General features: G+C 69.9%; 14 protein-coding genes. 7 read left to right on the top strand and 7 right to left on the bottom strand.

Going from position 1 to position 16039, the window contains the following annotated elements; genetic code table 11:
• Positions 1–8: 8 nt before the first annotated feature.
• Positions 9–965, bottom strand: a complete 957-nt coding sequence (locus tag VNJ48_RS09035) for an alpha/beta hydrolase (protein ID WP_325601240.1) — start codon at positions 963–965, stop codon at positions 9–11.
• A gap of 120 nt (positions 966–1085) precedes the next feature.
• Here VNJ48_RS09035 and VNJ48_RS09040 point away from each other — a divergent pair, with 120 nt between their 5' ends.
• On the top strand, positions 1086–2285 hold the full coding sequence (locus tag VNJ48_RS09040) for a PP2C family protein-serine/threonine phosphatase (RefSeq protein ID WP_325601242.1): 1200 nt from the start codon (positions 1086–1088) through the stop codon (positions 2283–2285).
• On the opposite strand, the gene VNJ48_RS09045 is transcribed toward VNJ48_RS09040, so the two are convergent.
• Positions 2270–3229 (bottom strand): ABC transporter ATP-binding protein, encoded by a 960-nt coding sequence (locus VNJ48_RS09045; protein WP_325601244.1) that lies wholly within the window; start codon positions 3227–3229, stop codon positions 2270–2272. The two genes, VNJ48_RS09040 and VNJ48_RS09045, sit on opposite strands and share 16 nt — an antisense overlap.
• 238 nt (positions 3230–3467) lie before the next feature.
• Here VNJ48_RS09045 and VNJ48_RS09050 point away from each other — a divergent pair, with 238 nt between their 5' ends.
• Together VNJ48_RS09050 and VNJ48_RS09055 are read left to right on the top strand one after the other, a co-directional pair.
• On the top strand, positions 3468–4421 hold the full coding sequence (locus VNJ48_RS09050; protein ID WP_325601246.1) for a hypothetical protein: 954 nt from the start codon (positions 3468–3470) through the stop codon (positions 4419–4421).
• An 80-nt stretch (positions 4422–4501) separates the two neighbouring features.
• On the top strand, positions 4502–5134 hold the full coding sequence (locus tag VNJ48_RS09055; protein ID WP_325601247.1) for a class F sortase: 633 nt from the start codon (positions 4502–4504) through the stop codon (positions 5132–5134).
• Between the two features lie 26 nt (positions 5135–5160).
• Here the strand turns inward: VNJ48_RS09055 and VNJ48_RS09060 are convergent, their stop codons facing one another.
• The 3 genes from VNJ48_RS09060 to VNJ48_RS09070 all read right to left on the bottom strand — a co-directional run bounded on the left by VNJ48_RS09060 (position 5161) and on the right by VNJ48_RS09070 (position 7352).
• Positions 5161–5979, bottom strand: a complete 819-nt coding sequence (locus VNJ48_RS09060; protein ID WP_325601249.1) for an ABC transporter permease — start codon at positions 5977–5979, stop codon at positions 5161–5163.
• Positions 5972–6769 (bottom strand): ABC transporter permease, encoded by a 798-nt coding sequence (locus tag VNJ48_RS09065; RefSeq protein WP_325601251.1) that lies wholly within the window; start codon positions 6767–6769, stop codon positions 5972–5974. The genes VNJ48_RS09060 and VNJ48_RS09065 overlap by 8 nt, the downstream gene beginning before the upstream one ends.
• 64 nt (positions 6770–6833) lie before the next feature.
• Positions 6834–7352 (bottom strand): CAP domain-containing protein, encoded by a 519-nt coding sequence (locus VNJ48_RS09070; RefSeq protein WP_325601252.1) that lies wholly within the window; start codon positions 7350–7352, stop codon positions 6834–6836.
• A gap of 256 nt (positions 7353–7608) precedes the next feature.
• On the opposite strand from VNJ48_RS09070, the gene VNJ48_RS09075 reads away from it, so the two are divergent.
• The 4 genes from VNJ48_RS09075 to VNJ48_RS09090 all read left to right on the top strand — a co-directional run bounded on the left by VNJ48_RS09075 (position 7609) and on the right by VNJ48_RS09090 (position 14560).
• Positions 7609–11061, top strand: coding sequence for an Ig-like domain repeat protein (locus tag VNJ48_RS09075; RefSeq protein WP_325601254.1), 3453 nt, complete (start codon positions 7609–7611; stop codon positions 11059–11061).
• 90 nt (positions 11062–11151) lie between these two features.
• Positions 11152–12375, top strand: a complete 1224-nt coding sequence (gene cobA, locus VNJ48_RS09080) for a uroporphyrinogen-III C-methyltransferase (RefSeq protein WP_325601256.1) — start codon at positions 11152–11154, stop codon at positions 12373–12375.
• Entirely contained in the window at positions 12368–13171 is an 804-nt protein-coding gene (locus VNJ48_RS09085; protein ID WP_325601258.1) for an RNA methyltransferase, read from the top strand. The genes cobA and VNJ48_RS09085 overlap by 8 nt, the downstream gene beginning before the upstream one ends.
• A gap of 96 nt (positions 13172–13267) precedes the next feature.
• On the top strand, positions 13268–14560 hold the full coding sequence (locus tag VNJ48_RS09090; protein WP_325601260.1) for a hypothetical protein: 1293 nt from the start codon (positions 13268–13270) through the stop codon (positions 14558–14560).
• Between the two features lie 20 nt (positions 14561–14580).
• Here the strand turns inward: VNJ48_RS09090 and VNJ48_RS09095 are convergent, their stop codons facing one another.
• Both VNJ48_RS09095 and def read right to left on the bottom strand, forming a co-directional pair.
• The gene (locus VNJ48_RS09095; RefSeq protein WP_325601262.1) at positions 14581–15372 is read right to left on the bottom strand and encodes a TrmH family RNA methyltransferase; all 792 of its coding nucleotides are present in this window, start codon (positions 15370–15372) and stop codon (positions 14581–14583) included.
• Positions 15369–15983, bottom strand: a complete 615-nt coding sequence (gene def, locus VNJ48_RS09100; protein ID WP_325601264.1) for a peptide deformylase — start codon at positions 15981–15983, stop codon at positions 15369–15371. Before def ends, VNJ48_RS09095 begins: the two co-directional genes overlap by 4 nt.
• Between the last annotated feature and the right edge of the window lie 56 nt (positions 15984–16039).

A 16039-nucleotide genomic window follows, 5' to 3' on the forward strand; every position in this document is an offset into this window, starting at 1 on the left:
CTGTGCGGTCAGCTGTCCTCGACGTACGCCGCAAGCCACCGATCCATCTCGGCGTACACCTGTGCCCGCACGTGGGGCAGCGAGAGCACGACGTCGTGCCGGGCTCCCTCTATGCCGATGCTGGTGACGTGCGGGCCCAGTGACGACGCCCATCGGCGGATCTGCCGCACGTCGAGCACCACGTCGCTGTTGTGCACGTCGTCGCCCATCTCGGCAGGGAAGGCGGTCCGACTCGACGAGAGGACGAGGGTGGGAGCCGCGATGTCCAGCCCGCGGTGGATCTTGGAGTGACCCTGACGGACGGCGCGCAACCAGCCGGCATAGACCGGCCACGACTGCATCGGCTTCCACTCGAGGTTGAAGTCGAACTCTCCGTCGTGGTCGCGGTGCAGGGAACGCGTGTAGTAGCCGCTGACGGTGCGGGGGATGACCCGTCGGGGTTGGCGCACCCCGATCTGGTCCAGCGCAGCCCGTCCGGGCAACGAGCGCAGCCAGGCCGCGCCCTGCATGTCGAGCCACGGCGAGTTGAGGAGCACCCCGGCGAGCTCGGAGGGCTGGCGGTCGTTCAGCCACAGCGGCAAGGTCAGGCCACCGGTGGAGTGGGCCGTGGCGACGACCGACGTGTGGTCTTCCGTGATGACCGCCCAGGCCGCATCGAGGTCCTCGTAGTACTCCTCGAGGTCGTCGACGTAGTTGGGGGTCTGGTGCTCGCGCAGCGAGCGGCCGTACTTGCGCAGGTCGACGGCGTAGAAGTCGTAGCCGCGGGCGGCCCACCACTCGGCGTACTCGGTGTGGAAGAAGTAGTCGGCGAAGCCGTGGACGTGCAGGACGGCGCGACCGGTCGGCTCGGTGGCGGGGAGATGGACCAGGGTGACGACCACCTCGCCCTCGCTGTCGGTGCCGAGGTCGAGGGTCTGCTGGGTGTATGGCGCGCCGAGGACGTCGGTGTCGAAGGCGTCGGTCATGCCCGGAGGCTAACGGAGTCAGCCGTCGGGTGGGCGGCGCCCTGCAGGACGGCCGCTCGAGGACCGGTGAGTTCTGGCATTGCCCCTCGGAGCGGTGGTCCAGCCCCCTAGGCTCGGCGCGTGGCCGGGACTTTGACCAGCGTGGGAGGGCGCGTCTCGGCCTACGTGGACGCCCGCGTCGCCAGTTGGCGGACTGGTTCACGCGGCAGCCAGGCCTACGTGTTCGGCGTCCTGACGATCGGGGTCGTCACCTCGTTCTTCGTCGCCTGGACGATCCCTGCGACGCCCTTCTCCATCTGGTTCGTGTGGCTGATCCTCGGCGTGCTGGTGCTGCGATTCCCACCCCTTGTCCTGCTGAATGCCCTCATCCTGGTGGCCGCGGCTCGTTCGACGGCGCACGAGGGCGCGCCCCTGTCCGCCCAGCTGACGGCCATGGCGACGCTCGTCCTCGCCGAGGCACTGATCCTCTACCAGTCCAGGACCCAGCGCTCCGGCCTCCCGTTCGCGCTCAGCGAGCAGGTGCTGGCCAATCTCCGCGACCGCCTGCAGTCTCAGGCGGCGATCCCGGACCTGCCCGCCGGATGGAGCTCTCACTCGAGCATGCTCTCCGCCCACGGCGCGCGCTACGCCGGTGACTTCCTGGTGGCGGACATGAGCGACGGCCGGCACCTGGAGCTGGTGCTGGTCGACGTCTCGGGCAAGGGCTTGGCCGTCGGGCCCCAGGCGCTGCAGTTCGCCGGCGCGATGGCCGGACTGGTCGGGGGGATGGCGCCCCAGGAGCTGATGCGCGCGGCCAACGCCTTCTTGCTCCGGCAGAACTCCGAGGAGGCCTTCGCCACCGCCGTGCACCTCCTCGTCGACGTGGAGACGGGGCACTACGTGGTGACCAGCGCCGGCCACCCGCCGGCCCTGCGCTGGGATCGCAAGCAGGGGGTGTGGACCCTGGACGGTGCCACCGGCATGGCACTGGGCGTCACGCCGGATGCCGACTTCGAGTCGAGCACCGGGCAGCTGGCCCCGGGGGAGGCGCTGTTGTTCTACACCGACGGTGTGGTCGAGGCTCGTGGTCGAGACCTGGAGGACGGGATCAACTGGCTCCTGGAGACGGCCCGCGAGGCGGTGCAGATCGGCTTCGAGGGCGCGGCCGGACGCATCCTGCGGCACGTGCCGCGAGGGCAGGACGACCGCGCGGTGCTCATCATCGAGCGCGTGGGTCCGGTGATCGAGGACCCGGCGGCAGCCGCGCGGGGTCGACGGCCGTTCGGGTCCTGGACACTTCCGCGTCCCAGGCGGCTTCGGCTCGGTCAGCCCCTGGAGTAGAGGTCCCGGATGACCTCTTCGATGTCGGGCTCCTGGATCGACAGGTCGGCGACGTCGTAGGACGCCGCCACCGCGCCCACGATGGGGGCGGCGCTCGCGTCCGAGGGGAACGACAGCCACTGCCGCGGTCCCTCGACCTTCCGGACCACTGCTCCGGGGACCTGGATGGGGTCGGACACGTCGACCAGGTCGACCACCAGCGTGCGTGAGGACCCGCCCTGCTCGTGCAGGCCGGCGAGGGACCCGTCGAAGACGGCCGTCCCGTGGTCGATGACGATGACCCGGTCGCAGAGCGCCTCGATGTCCTGGAGGTCGTGGGTGGTGAGCATCAGGGTGGTGCCGCGCTCGACGTTGAGGGCCCGCAGGAACTCGCGCAGGCGGCCCTTGCTGATGACGTCCAGGCCGATGGTGGGCTCGTCGAGGTAGAGGATCTCCGGGTCGTGCAGCAGGGCAGCGGTGATGTCACCGCGCATCCGCTGCCCGAGCGAGAGCTGTCGGACAGGCGTGTCGAGCTGGTCGCCGAGGTCGAGCAGCTCCACGAATCGAGCCAGGTTGTGACGGAAGCGGTCGTGGGGGATGCGGTACATCTTCTGCAGCAGCTCGAACGAGTCGCGCAGCGGCAGGTCCCACCACAGGGTCGTGCGCTGACCGAAGACGACTCCGATGCGTCGGGCGAGCTCGACGCGGTGGCGCTGCGGCTCCAGTCCGGCCACGCGGAGGTGCCCGCCCGTCGGGACGAGGATGCCGGTGAGCATCTTCACCGTCGTCGACTTGCCGGCTCCGTTCGGCCCGATGTAGCCCACCATCTCGCCCGGCTCGATGCGGAAGCTGAGGTCATGGACCGCCCGCACGGTCTCCCGGGACCTGCGACGGCGGCCATCGACCTTGCGGCGTACGGCGAAGGAGCGCTCCAGGTCCTGGACGTCGATCAGGGCGGAGTTCACCGGGCGACCCTAGTCCCAAAGGGTGGTGGCGACCCGTCGCATCGACCGACTGGTCCGAAGTAGTCAAACGTGACCAGAAACTACTGATCCCAACGAACTATCCACAGATAGGTCGTATAGCCCGTTGGGGTGAGTTGTCAATGGTCATTTGTGGCTAAAAATGCAGAAGAAGCCTCACCGACCGCGCCGCGGTCATTCTCGGGACCACACGCACACCAAACTGCTGGGGAGCACAACGATGAACGTCAAGAAGTACGTAGCAGCACTGTCCGTCGCCGCGGTGGTGTCGATGACCCCACTGGCAACCACACCCGTGTGGGCCGAAGACGCCAAGCAGGCGCCTTGCACTCCGTCTGAGGCCACGACAGCGGTCGTCGTGACTCCCGCAGTCCCGGGCACCCCAGGCACGCCGGCGGTTGCTGGCACCGAAGGCACCCCGGCGATTCCGGCTGTGGATGGCACGGCTGCCATCCCCGCCGTCCCGCCGGTCACCCAGACCATCGCCGCCGTCGACGAAATCTGGGAGGTCTGGTCGCCCAACAACACCCAAGGCCCGCAGGACTACACCCCGGTGTGGCCCGAGGACGAGCGTGGAACCTGGCAGGAAGCTGCCGAGGACATCCCGCCCGGCCACGAAGGACCGGACGGCGTCTACCAGCAGGGTTCCGAGAACGGCAACAGCAACTACTTCTACCGCCGCAACGGTGTCCCCGAGCAGATCATCGTGATCTCCGAAGGCGTCCCCGCTGTCCCGGCCGTCCCCGGCACCCCCGCGGTTCCTGCGGTTCCCGGAACCCCCGGCACGCCGGCGGTGCTCGGCACGGCGGAGATCCCGGCCTCGACCCAGACCGTCGTGGTCCCTGCGGTTGAGTGTGATACCCCCGACACCTCGACCAACGAGGTTCTCGGTGTGGAGGCTGCTGCCGGCACCAACAACGGCAACAACAACAACGGCAACAACAACGCTGGCGGTGGCGTCGAGGTGCAGGGTCAGCAGGCCACCGCACCGGCCCAGGCGCCCGCCCAGGCGCCCGCACCGACGGTCGCTGCGCAGCAGCAGGCAGTGCCGACATCGGTCAACGCTGGCATGTCCGGTGAGACCGCAAGCAACCAGCTTCTGCTCCCCGCTGGTCTGGCCATGCTGGGTGCCCTGCTCGGGATGGTCGCGTTCGCCGCTCGTCGTCGCGCGTGATCAATCGCGTCTCACCTGAGCACACACATCGTCAGTCCGGCCGCAGGCGCCTTGGGGCGTCTGCGGCCGCACTGGCCGCGATGTGCTTCGCCGGTGCCGCGTTCACCTTCGCCCAAGGCGTCTCGCCCGGAGACGAGCCCTCGGCGCAGGTGTCGGCCCCTGCCGTGACGATCGGGCCGCTGGCGCCGGTCCCGGACGCAGTGCCGGCCGCCGCGAAGTCCGAGGCCCCGGCGAAGTCCGCGGGTCCATCGGCCGAAGTGACGACCGACCTCGCGGCTGCGGGCGTTCCCCAGCGGGTCTACATCGAAGCTCTCTCGATTGATGCGCCCGTGCTGCCCATTTCGGTCGAGGGCAGCACTCTGACCCCACCGCCAGACCCGCAGGACCTGGGATGGTGGTCGGGCGGTGCCCAGCCCGGGGCCGTGCGGGGAAGTGCTCTGATCACCGGGCACACCGTGAATGCCGGGGGAGGAGCCCTCGATGACCTGGAGACGCTGCAGGTGGGGGCCGAGATCAGGGTCCGCACCGCTCGTGGCGTGATCCGCTATGTCGCCGAGTCCGTCGACGTGCTCGACAAGGACACGATCGCCCGGCGCGCGCCGCAGCTGTTCGACCAGGGTGTCGCCGGTCGGCTGGTGCTCGTCACGTGCGAGGACTGGGACGGCTCGGGATACCTCAGCAACGTCGTCGTCACCGCTGTTCCTCTCACCTGACCGCTGCGAGGGCAGAGCTGGCCTGATCAGCTCCCCGTCGAGGAGTAGTGGCGCACGCCGCTACGCCAGACGAGCAGCGCGATCGCGACGGTCGCCATCGCGACCAGAGGCGAGGCGAACTGGACCCAGGACGGCATGCCGAAGGGATCATCGCGGCCCAGGATGAACAGGGCGGGATACCAGTTCACGAAGGCCACCGGGATGACGAAGGTCAGCGCGACCATCACCTCCCGCGGGAAGATCGACAGCGGGTACTGCGTGACGGTCGCTCCGCCGTACGTGAAGGCGTTGGCGAACTGCGAGGCGTCCGATGTCCAGAACTGGATGCACGAGAAGCCGATGAAGAGGCCGAAGAAGACCGCTGCGCCGCTGATGACCATGGAGAGCGCAACAACTGCGCGCAGCGGGGTCCAGTCGACGTACGTCGCAGCCCACCCGAACGCGACGCCGGCCTGGGTGATCCGGCCGAGTCGTCGCAGGGTGAACTGGTCGGCGCAGACCTGCACGAGGAGGGGGACGGGTTTCGTCATCATCTGGTCGAGACGACCCGTCCGGACGTAGGTCCCGATCCGCTCGACGCTCCCGACGAGGGTGTCGGCGATGCCCAGCCCGAGCGAGCTGGCGCCGTACAGGAAGGCCACCTCGTGCAGCGAGAAGCCGGCCAGGTCGTCGAGGTGGGCGAACATGATCCACAACCCGACGAAGTCGAGCCCGGTGATGAGGCCGTTGCCGACGGCGAGCATGACGAAGGACGCCGGGTAGGCCCAGGCCGCCCTGATCCACAGCCAGGCGATGTCGGTGTAGCGGCGAACATGGTGCAGTGCTTCGTGCAGGGCTTCAGCCACCCTGGACCACCACCTTGCGGGTCGCCGCTCGCAGGACCAGCTGGCAGCAGCCGAGGAGCACCACGGCCCACAGCGCCTGGAACCCGAGCGCCGCCAGCAGGTCGGCCCCGACGCGCTTGCCCAGCCAGATGTCGGCCGGCACCTGCACGTAGGCCGCCCAGGGCAGGGCCCGGGCGATGACACCCAGCACGCCCGGGAACAGCACGAGCGGCAGCATCATGCCGCTGAAGAAGATGGCGAAGGCGCCGCTCATCACCTTCATGCCCGACTGGTCGAGCAGCCAGAACGCGGAGCTGGCCACGAGGAACCGGATGGCGAAGCTGACCACCACCGCGAGTGGCAGGGCGAGCGCGAATCCGAGAGCCGCGGCCGGGGTCGCGGGGCCGTTGATGTCGAACAGCACGGCACCGACCACCGTCGGCGCCAGTCCCCGCGTGAGCAGGTGGTAGGCGGCCCGACCGAGGTCGCTGGCGAGGTACCACCCCAACAGGCCGACCGGCCGGTAGAGGTCGATGGCCACGTCACCGGTCCGGATGCGCTCGGCGAGGTCGTCGGTGCTGCCGCCGCCCCACAGCGCGATCGTCATCAACAGCGCCTGGCCGAGCCAGACATAGGTGACGGCATCGGTCGCGTCGTAGCCGCCGGCGTCCGGGCTCGCGTCCCACAGTGCCAGGTAGGCGAAGGAGTAGATGATCCCGAAGACCGAGTTGGTGAAGATCCCGGCGAGGGTCGCCGCGCGGTAGGTGGAGTAGCGGCGGAACGCCCGCGTCGCGATGGCGACGTACAGCATCCCGGCCTCCCCGACGACGAGCGACCGGGATCGTCTCACATGCGGGTGGCCAGCGGTGACTGCCTCAGCGGTTGTCGGAGAAGTTCAGGACTCCGACGAAGCGACCCGATCCGTCGAGGCTGATGGCGAGGCCGGCGCGACTGGCGCGCTTCTTCAACAGGATCTCGCGGTGCGAGGGGGAGTCCATCCATGCCTGGACGACGATCGCGGGGGTGAGGAGCGTCCCGCGGACGAGGTCCTCGCCGGCCCACGCCTGGTCGCAGCGACGCAGGACGATGTGCTGGTCGCGGTGCTCGAGGACGCCGGTGGTGGCGATGCGGGTCGCCCAGCTCTCGGCGAGCTGGTCCACGCAGGAGTCGTAGTAGCGGACCGGCTTCAGTCCGGCGTTGGCACGGACCTCGTTGATCGAGCCCATCAACTGGTTCTCGAACTCGTCCAGGTTGACCGTGGGGTCCACCGACAGGTCTGCCGCAGGGACGACCCAGACCTGTGCTTGTGCCGGGGCAGCAGAGAGCAGGCACGTCAAGGTGATGACGAGACCCGCTGCGAGGGCAGCAAGAAGACGGGTGAGGACACGAGGCATGAAGACTCCAGGGTCACAGCAGGCGGGGGGTCCTGCTCGGCGTGTGCCCAATGCTGGTGCCAGTGACTGGAATAGACCATCGCCTGATCGAGCCGAACGTCGTAGTCCTTTGGGACCAGTCGAGGAGTGCCCATCCGGGCGTCAGGACCACCTCTCGGGTGGTTCTGACGGGGGGCACGGCCCGGGGTTGTCCATTCGCCCCCGAGAACCATCCTGCCGCACTAGCCTGTCGACTCCCCCCTAGGAGAGTTGTTGCATGCGTCGTCTGGCAGGCAGCCGTGTCGGCGCCTCATTCTCACTGGCCCTCGTGCTGGCGGCCGCGATGACAACAGGTGTGCCGGCGGCCGCTGGAGCGTCAGCGCCCGGAGAGACGCAGCCTGCCGGGTCAGCAGCGCCTGACCCGGCCACTCCGGCTTCCGTGGACGAACCGGTCGCGTCGGGGGTCAGGGCTCGACGGATCAGTACGGCTCAAGCCCGCCGAGCAGCTCGCGTCGAGCTGCCGCGCCCTGTTCGCGGAGCGGCCGCGATCCGGCTGTTGGGAGATCAGCTCGACGAGGCCGCTGCGCTGAACGAGCTCACGGGCGCACGGCTCATCGAGCTGCTGGACACCGACTCCTCAGTGTGGGTCGACACGGCGGGGGCTGTGTTCTACAAGGACGAGGTCACCGTCGCTCCTGTTGACAGTCCCGTCAGCGCGCAGGCCCCTCTCAACGAAACCTTCCTGCTGCACAGCAAGCCCGACTCGCAGCGCACCATCTACCTGGACTTCAACGGGGGTACGGCGAGCGGCACCGCCTGGCACGCGAGCGCCGCGGCGACGCCGACGACCCAACCCGCGTGGGACCCCGCCGGCAACGGCACTGGGTTCAACGATGTCGAGCTCGCCAAGGTCCAGACCGTCTGGCAGTCGGTGGCCGAGGACTTCGCCCCCTTCGACGTCGACGTGACGACCGCCGACCCTGGTGCCGCGGGGATCTTCCGCGCATCGCTCGCCGACAACGCCTTCGGCTCGCACGTGCTGATCACCCCGAGCATCGGCGCACACGAGGCCATCTGCAATCCCCTCAACAACGGCAGCTCCTGCGGTGGCGTCGCCTACATCAACGTCTTCGACACGGTCAACGGCAACGGCGGCGGGGCGGCGGGCGACGGCTACGGCTACATGCAACCCGCCTGGGTGTTCCCCCACAAGCTGTCCAACTCGGTGAAAGGCATCGCCGAGGCGGTCTCACACGAGGTCGGTCACAACTTCGGGCTCAACCACGACGGCAACGCCACCCAGGACTACGACCGTGGCCATGGTGCCTGGGCCCCGATCATGGGCGTGGGCTACGACCGCCCCATCAGCCAGTGGAGCAAGGGCGACTACGCCGGCGCGAACAACGCCGAGGACGACGTCACCAAGATCCGGGCCATGACGGGCGCGCGCGTCGACGAGGCTGGCACCAACATCGCCGGGGCCGCCACCCTCCCGACCGGAACGGCCTACGTCTCGACCCGGTCCGACGTCGACACCTATCTGCTCGGCACGTGCACGGGATCGGTCACGGTTGACGCCTCGGCCGCGACCTACGCCAACCTCGACGTCCGGCTCTCGATCCTCGACGCTGCGGGACAGGTGGTGTCGAGCGCGGACCCCGTCTCCGGCCAGATCGACGAGAGCATGGCCTCCGGGATGAGTGCCTCGCTGACCCAGACCCTCTCCGCCGGGACCTACTACGCGTCCATCGACGGTGTCGGCAACGGCGCCTGGAGCACGGGCTACGACGACTACGGCTCCCTCGGTGCCTACACGATCGCCGCCAGCGGCTGTGACGGCGCGGCACCGACCGGCACGCCATCGGCACCGACCAACCCGAGCGCGACACCGCACGCCACCGACCCCACCGCGACCGTCGGCTGGGCGGCTCCCAGCAGTGCCGGCACCAGCGCCGTGACCGGCTACGTCCTGACCCGAAGTGGCAGCGACCTCACCGTCCAGCTCGGCGCGGCAGCCACCAGCTACACGTGGACCGGGCTCGACCCGGGGACGGCCTACACCTTCAACGTGACGGCCCTCAACGCCGCTGGACCGGGCCCCACCGCGACTGCCAGCGCGACGACCGCGGTCGGCACCGTCCTCCCGGGCGCGCCCCAGAACGTCACCGCGAGCTGGGCCAGCCTCCAGCAGCAGGGGGTCCTCGCCTACTCGCCGCCCGCCAGTAGCGGCAGCTACGCCGTGACCGGCTACGACATCTTCGTCAACAGCACGGTCATCGGCCGGGTGACGTTCACCCCGGTCGGCATCAGCGGGTTGACGCCGGGCACCTATTCCCTCGGGGTGGCGGCGGTCAGCCAGGCCGGTCGCGGGCCCACGTCCTCTGCCACCGTCGTCGTTCCCGCTCGTCCTGCCAACGATGCCTTCGCCCAGCGCACGACGATGCCCGGGGTCAGCGGCACGATCGGCGCGGACAACCTCGAGTCCTCCGCCGAGACCGACGAGCCCGCTCCAACAGCCACCCGATCCGGCGCCGGGAAGGCCTCGGTCTGGTACTCCTGGACAGCGCCCAGCTCCGGTCCGGTGACCATGAGCACCGCATCCGCGGTCGTCGGCCGCGACACCACCCTCGACGTCTACACCGGCACCGCGGTCTCTGCGCTCACTCGGGTCGCGGGGAATGACGAGCCGGGCGGCGTCTCCCACTTGGCGACTGTGCAGTTCAGCGCCACCGCGGGGACCACCTACGCCGTCGCGGTCAACGGCTACCGCGCCTTTGCCGCCGGCGTCGGCGCCTTCACCCTCACCTGGGCGCCCACCGAGGCCTCGCCTGCTGCCGTCACGACGACGGCGTTGGGCTCGGTCGTGGGCGGCCGTTCGGCCACGCTGACCGCCACGGTCACCGCCCCCGCTGGACAGCCGGCGGGCAACGTCGAGTTTCGCGACGGCAGCGTGCTCGTGGGCACTCGCGCCGTCTCCTCCGGCACGGCAACCCTCGTCATGCCGGACCTGATCCGCGGCGACCATCCGTTCCGCGCCACCTTCGTCCCCACGGACAGTGCCCTCTTCACGACCTCGCAGTCGGCGCTCGTCACCTCGACGGTCAGCGGCACCTCGACCACCACCACTCTGACTGCCACCGGCGGCGTGCAGACCGCCAGCCTCTCGGCAGCGGTGACGCCATCGGCTGGTACGCCGAGCGGCACGGTCCAGTTCCGCGAGGCCACCATCGTGGTGGGCAGCGCTGTCGTCGCGGACGGCACCGCTGTCCTTGCACTGACCGGCGTGAGCGCGGGCAACCACTCGTACACCGCGACCTTCGTGCCGTCGGACCCGGCCCGCTATGACGGGTCGAGCTCACCCGGCGCCACCGCGAGCGTGAGCGCGCCGCCGTCGGCGCCGCCTGCTCCGGCACCAGCGCCGGCACCAGCGCCGACCCCTCCGCCGAGCATCCTGGCGTCCAGCACCACGAAGCTCGTCGCGCCGAGGACGGCGAAGGTCGGGACGCGCCCGGTCATCAAGGTGTCCGTGCTGCGCGGGTCGGCGGCCGCCACTGGCAAGGTCGTCATCAAGGTCGGCACGAAGAAGACCACCCTGACCCTCGTCGCAGGCAAGGCGCAGCTGAAGCTGGCCAAGGTGAAGGCGGGCAAGCTGCAGGTCGTCGTCAGCTTCGTCGGCAACCCCACGACGACGGCCTCGTCCGCGAAGAAGGTCATCAGGGTCACGGGCTGACCGACGCGATCTGCCCGGTGAGCCCGCACAATGCCTCGCTCGGTGGACGCGTGGTCCGGCCACCCCGGCACATCGGCGAGAATGGGGACCATGAGCGACGCAGCGCCCTACCTCTCGGGGCTCATCCTGACCGACCGCAAGGTCGTCGTGGTCGGGGGCGGCCACGTCGCCCAGCGGCGGGTGCCGCTGCTGATCGCGGCCGGCGCCGCCGTCACCGTGGTGTCGCCCGAGGTCACCCCCGCGCTCGAGGGCATGGCGGCGGAGATCACCCTGGTGCTGCGTGAGTTCGTCGACACCGACCTCGACGGTGCGTGGTACGCCGTGGCCGCGACCGACGACCGGGTGGCGAACGAACAGATCAGCGCCGCCGCCGAGGCTCGCCGGATCTTCTGCGTCCGCAGCGACGACGGCACTCGCGGCACGGCCTGGACGCCCGCCACGGGGAAGCACGGCAGCGTCACCGTGGGGGTCCTGGGCAACCGGGAGCCCATGAAGTCGGCCGCCTTGCGCGACGACATCGTCACCGCCCTGCGCGAAGGGCTGCTCACCGCCGCCGATGCCCACGACCGGAGCCCCGGCGTCGTCCTGGTCGGAGGTGGCCCCGGCGATCCCGAGCTGGTGACGGTGGCGGCCCGGCACGCGCTCGCGACTGCTGACGTGGTCGTGGCCGACCGGCTGGCCCCGCGCGAGCTCCTGGACGCACTCCCCTCCACCGTCGAGCTGATCGACGTGACCAAGCTGCCGCGCGGCCGCTATGCCTCGCAGGACTTCATCAACGATGTGATCGTCGCGAGGGCCAAGGAGGGCAAGCGGGTCGTCCGCTTCAAGGGGGGCGACAACTTCGTCTTCGGCCGCGGCTTCGAAGAGATCCTCGCCTGCCGCGCGGCCGGCGTCCCGGTGACCGTGGTGCCCGGACTGTCGTCGGCGATCTCGGTGCCGGCCCGCGCCGGGATCCCCGTCACCCATCGCGGGGTCGCCCACGAGTTTACCGTCGTCTCCGGCCACCTGCCGCCGGGGCATCCCGACTCCCTCGTGGAGTGGGCGGCGCTCGCCCGCCTCCGCGGCACGCTGGTGATGCTCATGGCGGTGGAGAACGCGCCGGAGATCGCAGCGACCCTGGTGGCGGATGGTCGAGACGTCGACACCCCGGTCGCCGTCATCGTCGAGGGCACGATGCCGGAGGAGCGCCTGGTGCTGGCCACCCTCGGCACGCTCGCCGGCGAGATCGTCAGCCAGCAGGTCCGTGCACCCGCGATCATCGTGGTGGGCGAGGTCGTGGCCGTCGCTCACCCGGAGCACTTCGGCCGTGGCTGAGCTGGTCGAGATCACCGACCCGGCAGACCCGCGGTTGGCGGACTATCGGGACCTGCGCGACGTCGAGCTGCGCAAACACCTGGAGGCGGAGCACGGTCTCTTCCTCGCCGAGGGGGAGAAGGTCGTCCGTCGCGCGATGGAGGCGGGCTTCACCTCCCGCTCGCTGCTGATGGCCCCGCGCTGGCTCGACGGCCTGGCCGACGTGCTGGCGACCACCGACGCCCCGTGCTTCGTGCTCTCGGAGCATCTCGCCGAAGAGGTCACCGGCTTCCACGTGCATCGAGGGGCGTTGGCGTCGCTCGAGCGGCACGCGCTTCCCTCCGTCTCCTCGGTCCTTGCCGGTGCACGCTCGGTGCTCGTGCTGGAGGACCTGGTCGACCACACCAATGTCGGAGCCATCTTCCGCAGCGGCGCCGCACTGGGCTTCGACGCCGTGCTCCTCTCGCCGCGGTGCGCTGACCCTTTGTACCGCCGGTCGATCAAGGTCGGGATGGGTGCGGTCTTCAGCACGCCCTGGACGCGGTTGCCTGATTGGTACGACGCACTGCCGACGCTGACCCAGGCAGGGTTCACCACCGTCGCGCTGACCTTGGCCTCCGACTCGGTCCCGATCGAGTCCGCCGTCGCGGGGGTCGACCGCCTCGCGCTGGTGCTGGGCGGCGAGGGACACGGGCTCTCCCGGCGGTGGGAGCAGTCGGCCGACCGCAGGGCCACCATCGCGATGCGGCCGGGGATCGACTCGCTCAACGTGGCTGCTGCAACGGCCGTCGCCTGCTACATCGCCGCCCGGCGCTGAGGAACGTTCCGGGCTCACTTCGTTGCGGTGGACGCCGGACCCAGGAACGATGAGCACGACGCGGCGCGGTGCCGCCTGGATGTGGGGGAGTAGACGATGGCGTTGACCACACGTGCACGGGCAGGTCTCGCCGGTGTGATGGCGACGTCGATGATGGCAGCCGGCCTGGTGGCGGCCGCTCCTCGAGCCGACGCGGCGCTGATCGGGTCGGTCGTGGTCTATCAGTGCGGAGCGTCGGTCTGCGCGATGGACCCCGATGTGGCCGGTAGCAACCGGGTGATCGCCGAAAACGCGTCACCGGCCGGGGTCACCCGCGACGGCAAGACCGCCGGTGTCGTCGACCACACGACCCAGACCATCCGCGAGGTCGCTCTGGCCCCGGGTGGTTTCTCCCGCACCATGGCGACGCCTGGTGCCGCGGACCCGCCCCTACTCGCCTCGATCTCCGACACCGGCGCCTATGCCGGCTGGGTCTGGTACTACCCCGACATCGGGTGGTACGCCCAGGTCGCCCCTGCCGGTGGCACCTGGTCTGCGCAGACGTCCTCGACTTCCCAGCTCTCCATCGGCTGGCACGGCGACCGACTGATGACGAGCAGGCGTGGCTCCGCCGGCTATGACTCGCGGATCTGCCTCGAGGTGGCCGGCGGTGACGTCTGCGACGAGCTGCTCACCAGCGAGCCCGACCGCACGTTGCAGACAGCCTTTCCGGACATCAACACTGCCGGCACGTCGGTGGTCGCTGTCCGCGGCCCCGAGTCGTCGGGCTTGAGGCTGCCCTACTACGGCTCGCTGGCGATCTATCCGGTGGGCGGCACCGGCCCGTCCAAGGTGTTGACCACAGGCGAGGACAGCCACCCTGAGTTCAGCGTCGAAGGCGACCGGGTCGTCTTCGAGCGCAAGGACCAGGGCATCTGGATGATCAACACCGACGGGACCGGTCTGCGCAAGATCGCCGACGGATCATTGCCCTACTGGGGAGGGCCGCGCCACGACGAGTCGCCGACTCCCACACCCACCGTGCCCAACCCGACGCCGACCGTGCCAGGTCCGGGTCCCGGGGCAGCGATCGAGTTCGTGTCGGTCCAGCCGGTCAAGCGGCTGCGCAAGCCCATTGTCGTGACTCTCCGTTGCCCAGACGCTCACTCGCGTGGCTGCGCAGGGACGGTGCGTGTACACACGATTGGTCCGAAGAAGCGCAGGATCGTCCTGGCCAAGGGCCGCTACGACCTGGCCGCGGGATCGCCGGGGAGTGCCCGGCTCCGACTGACCAAGGACGGTGCGCGGGTGCTGCGGCCGGTGGGCAGGTTGAAGGTACGAGTGACGGCGACGTCGACCGTGCCTGCGGGTCTCGCCGCGTCCAGCGTCATGGTCATCAAACGATCCTGAAGGGCCGGAGCTCTTCCGGGTCAAGCTCCCCGGCGCTGACGGAAGGCCTCCTCGAGCACGATCGAGCCGGCTGTTGCCGCATTGAGGGAGCTGGCCGAACCAGCCATGGAGATCGACACCAGCTGATCGCACGCCTCCCGCCAGGCGGCCGTCATCCCCGAGGTCTCATTGCCGACGACAACGAGGAGCGGGCCCGTCAGGTCTGCCGTGCGTACGTCGACGCTCCCCGTCTCGTCCGTCCCGACGGTCCTGATCCCGTGCGGCTCCGCCCACTCGAGCACCTCACGATGAGACGGTGCACGGACCACGGTCAGCGCGAACAGCGAGCCTGTGCTCGAGCGCACCGCCCGCGGGTCGTAGGGATCGGCGGCGTGGCCCGTGACGACCAGCCCGCTGGCGCCGAACGCGTCAGCGGAGCGGGCCAAGGTGCCGAGGTTGCCGGGCTGTGTCGGACGGTCGAAGACGACGGTCAGTCCTGCCGGCTGGAGCCGGTCAAGGGAGTCAGGCGGCATCTCCACCACGGCCAGCAGCTCGCTGGGTTCGTCCTTCTCGCCGAGCTCGGCCACGAGCTCGGGAGCCATGACCACCTGGTCGGCCGTGCTCGACTCCCACACCTGGCTGGCCCACGTCGACATGCGCGGCCGACCGTCGCTGATGAGGGTGCGAACGGTCCAGCCGTGCTCGATGGCGAGGGTGATCGGTCGGACACCCTGGACGAGGAACTCTCCTTGGCGGTGCCGCTTGGTGCGGTTGTGGAGCAGCGCCTCCCACTGCTGGAAGCGCGCGTTGCGGCTGGTGATCCTGATCGTCACGCGGGATCCGTGCGGCCGACCGGCCACTCGTCCGGGTAGTCGTCGGCCGCCTGGTCGTGCGCCTTCTGCAGCTTCTTCCGGGCCTTCGTCGAGAGGCGGTCACCGAAGACCGTGCCGAGCGTGTGGTCGGTCTCGTGCTGGAGGCAGCGGGCCAGCAGACCGTCGCCCTCGAAGTGCACCGGCTCCCCGTCGAGGCCGAACCCGTCGACGGCGGCCCAGTCCGGGCGCGCACACGCCACGAACGCGCCGGGGAACGAGAGACAGCCCTCGTCGTCGTCGTCCAGCCGGCGTTCGCGACCCTCCTCGAGCGTGAGCGTGGGGTTGCAGACGATCCCCACGGTGTGACGCCCCGACTCGTCCGGACAGTCGAAGACGAACATGGCGACGTCCTCGCCGATCTGGCAGGCAGCAAGGCCCACCCCGTCGGCGGCGCGCATCGTGGCCACCATGTCGGCGGCCAGACCCGCGAGCGCTTCGTCGTACGTGGTGACGAGCTGCTGCGGGCGGTGCATGACGGGCGTACCCCACCGGGTCATCGGACGCACGGTGCCTCCGGGAGGAAGGTCCCCGTGGGGCGCGTGCGGAGAGGGCTCGGAGTCGGGTGCAGGCATGCGCCGGATCCTAGTGACCGGCGACACGGACCGGGCTGTGGCGGTATGTGTAACTC

The sequence above is a fragment of the Nocardioides sp. genome (assembly GCF_035576065.1).
In the GTDB taxonomy this organism is placed as follows: Bacteria; Actinomycetota; Actinomycetes; order Propionibacteriales; family Nocardioidaceae; genus Nocardioides.

Bases quoted from the DNA above. Each gene is read 5' to 3' on its own strand.
- VNJ48_RS09035 (WP_325601240.1), bottom strand. From the start codon at position 965: ATGACCGACGCCTTCGACACCGACGTCCTCGGCGCGCCATACACCCAG.
- VNJ48_RS09050 (WP_325601246.1), top strand. From the start codon at position 3,468: ATGAACGTCAAGAAGTACGTAGCAGCACTGTCCGTCGCCGCGGTGGTG.
- VNJ48_RS09055 (WP_325601247.1), top strand. From the start codon at position 4,502: ATGTGCTTCGCCGGTGCCGCGTTCACCTTCGCCCAAGGCGTCTCGCCC.
- VNJ48_RS09065 (WP_325601251.1), bottom strand. From the start codon at position 6,769: ATGCTGTACGTCGCCATCGCGACGCGGGCGTTCCGCCGCTACTCCACC.
- VNJ48_RS09070 (WP_325601252.1), bottom strand. From the start codon at position 7,352: ATGCCTCGTGTCCTCACCCGTCTTCTTGCTGCCCTCGCAGCGGGTCTC.
- VNJ48_RS09075 (WP_325601254.1), top strand. From the start codon at position 7,609: ATGCGTCGTCTGGCAGGCAGCCGTGTCGGCGCCTCATTCTCACTGGCC.
- cobA (WP_325601256.1), top strand. From the start codon at position 11,152: ATGAGCGACGCAGCGCCCTACCTCTCGGGGCTCATCCTGACCGACCGC.
- VNJ48_RS09090 (WP_325601260.1), top strand. From the start codon at position 13,268: ATGGCGTTGACCACACGTGCACGGGCAGGTCTCGCCGGTGTGATGGCG.
- def (WP_325601264.1), bottom strand. From the start codon at position 15,983: ATGCCTGCACCCGACTCCGAGCCCTCTCCGCACGCGCCCCACGGGGAC.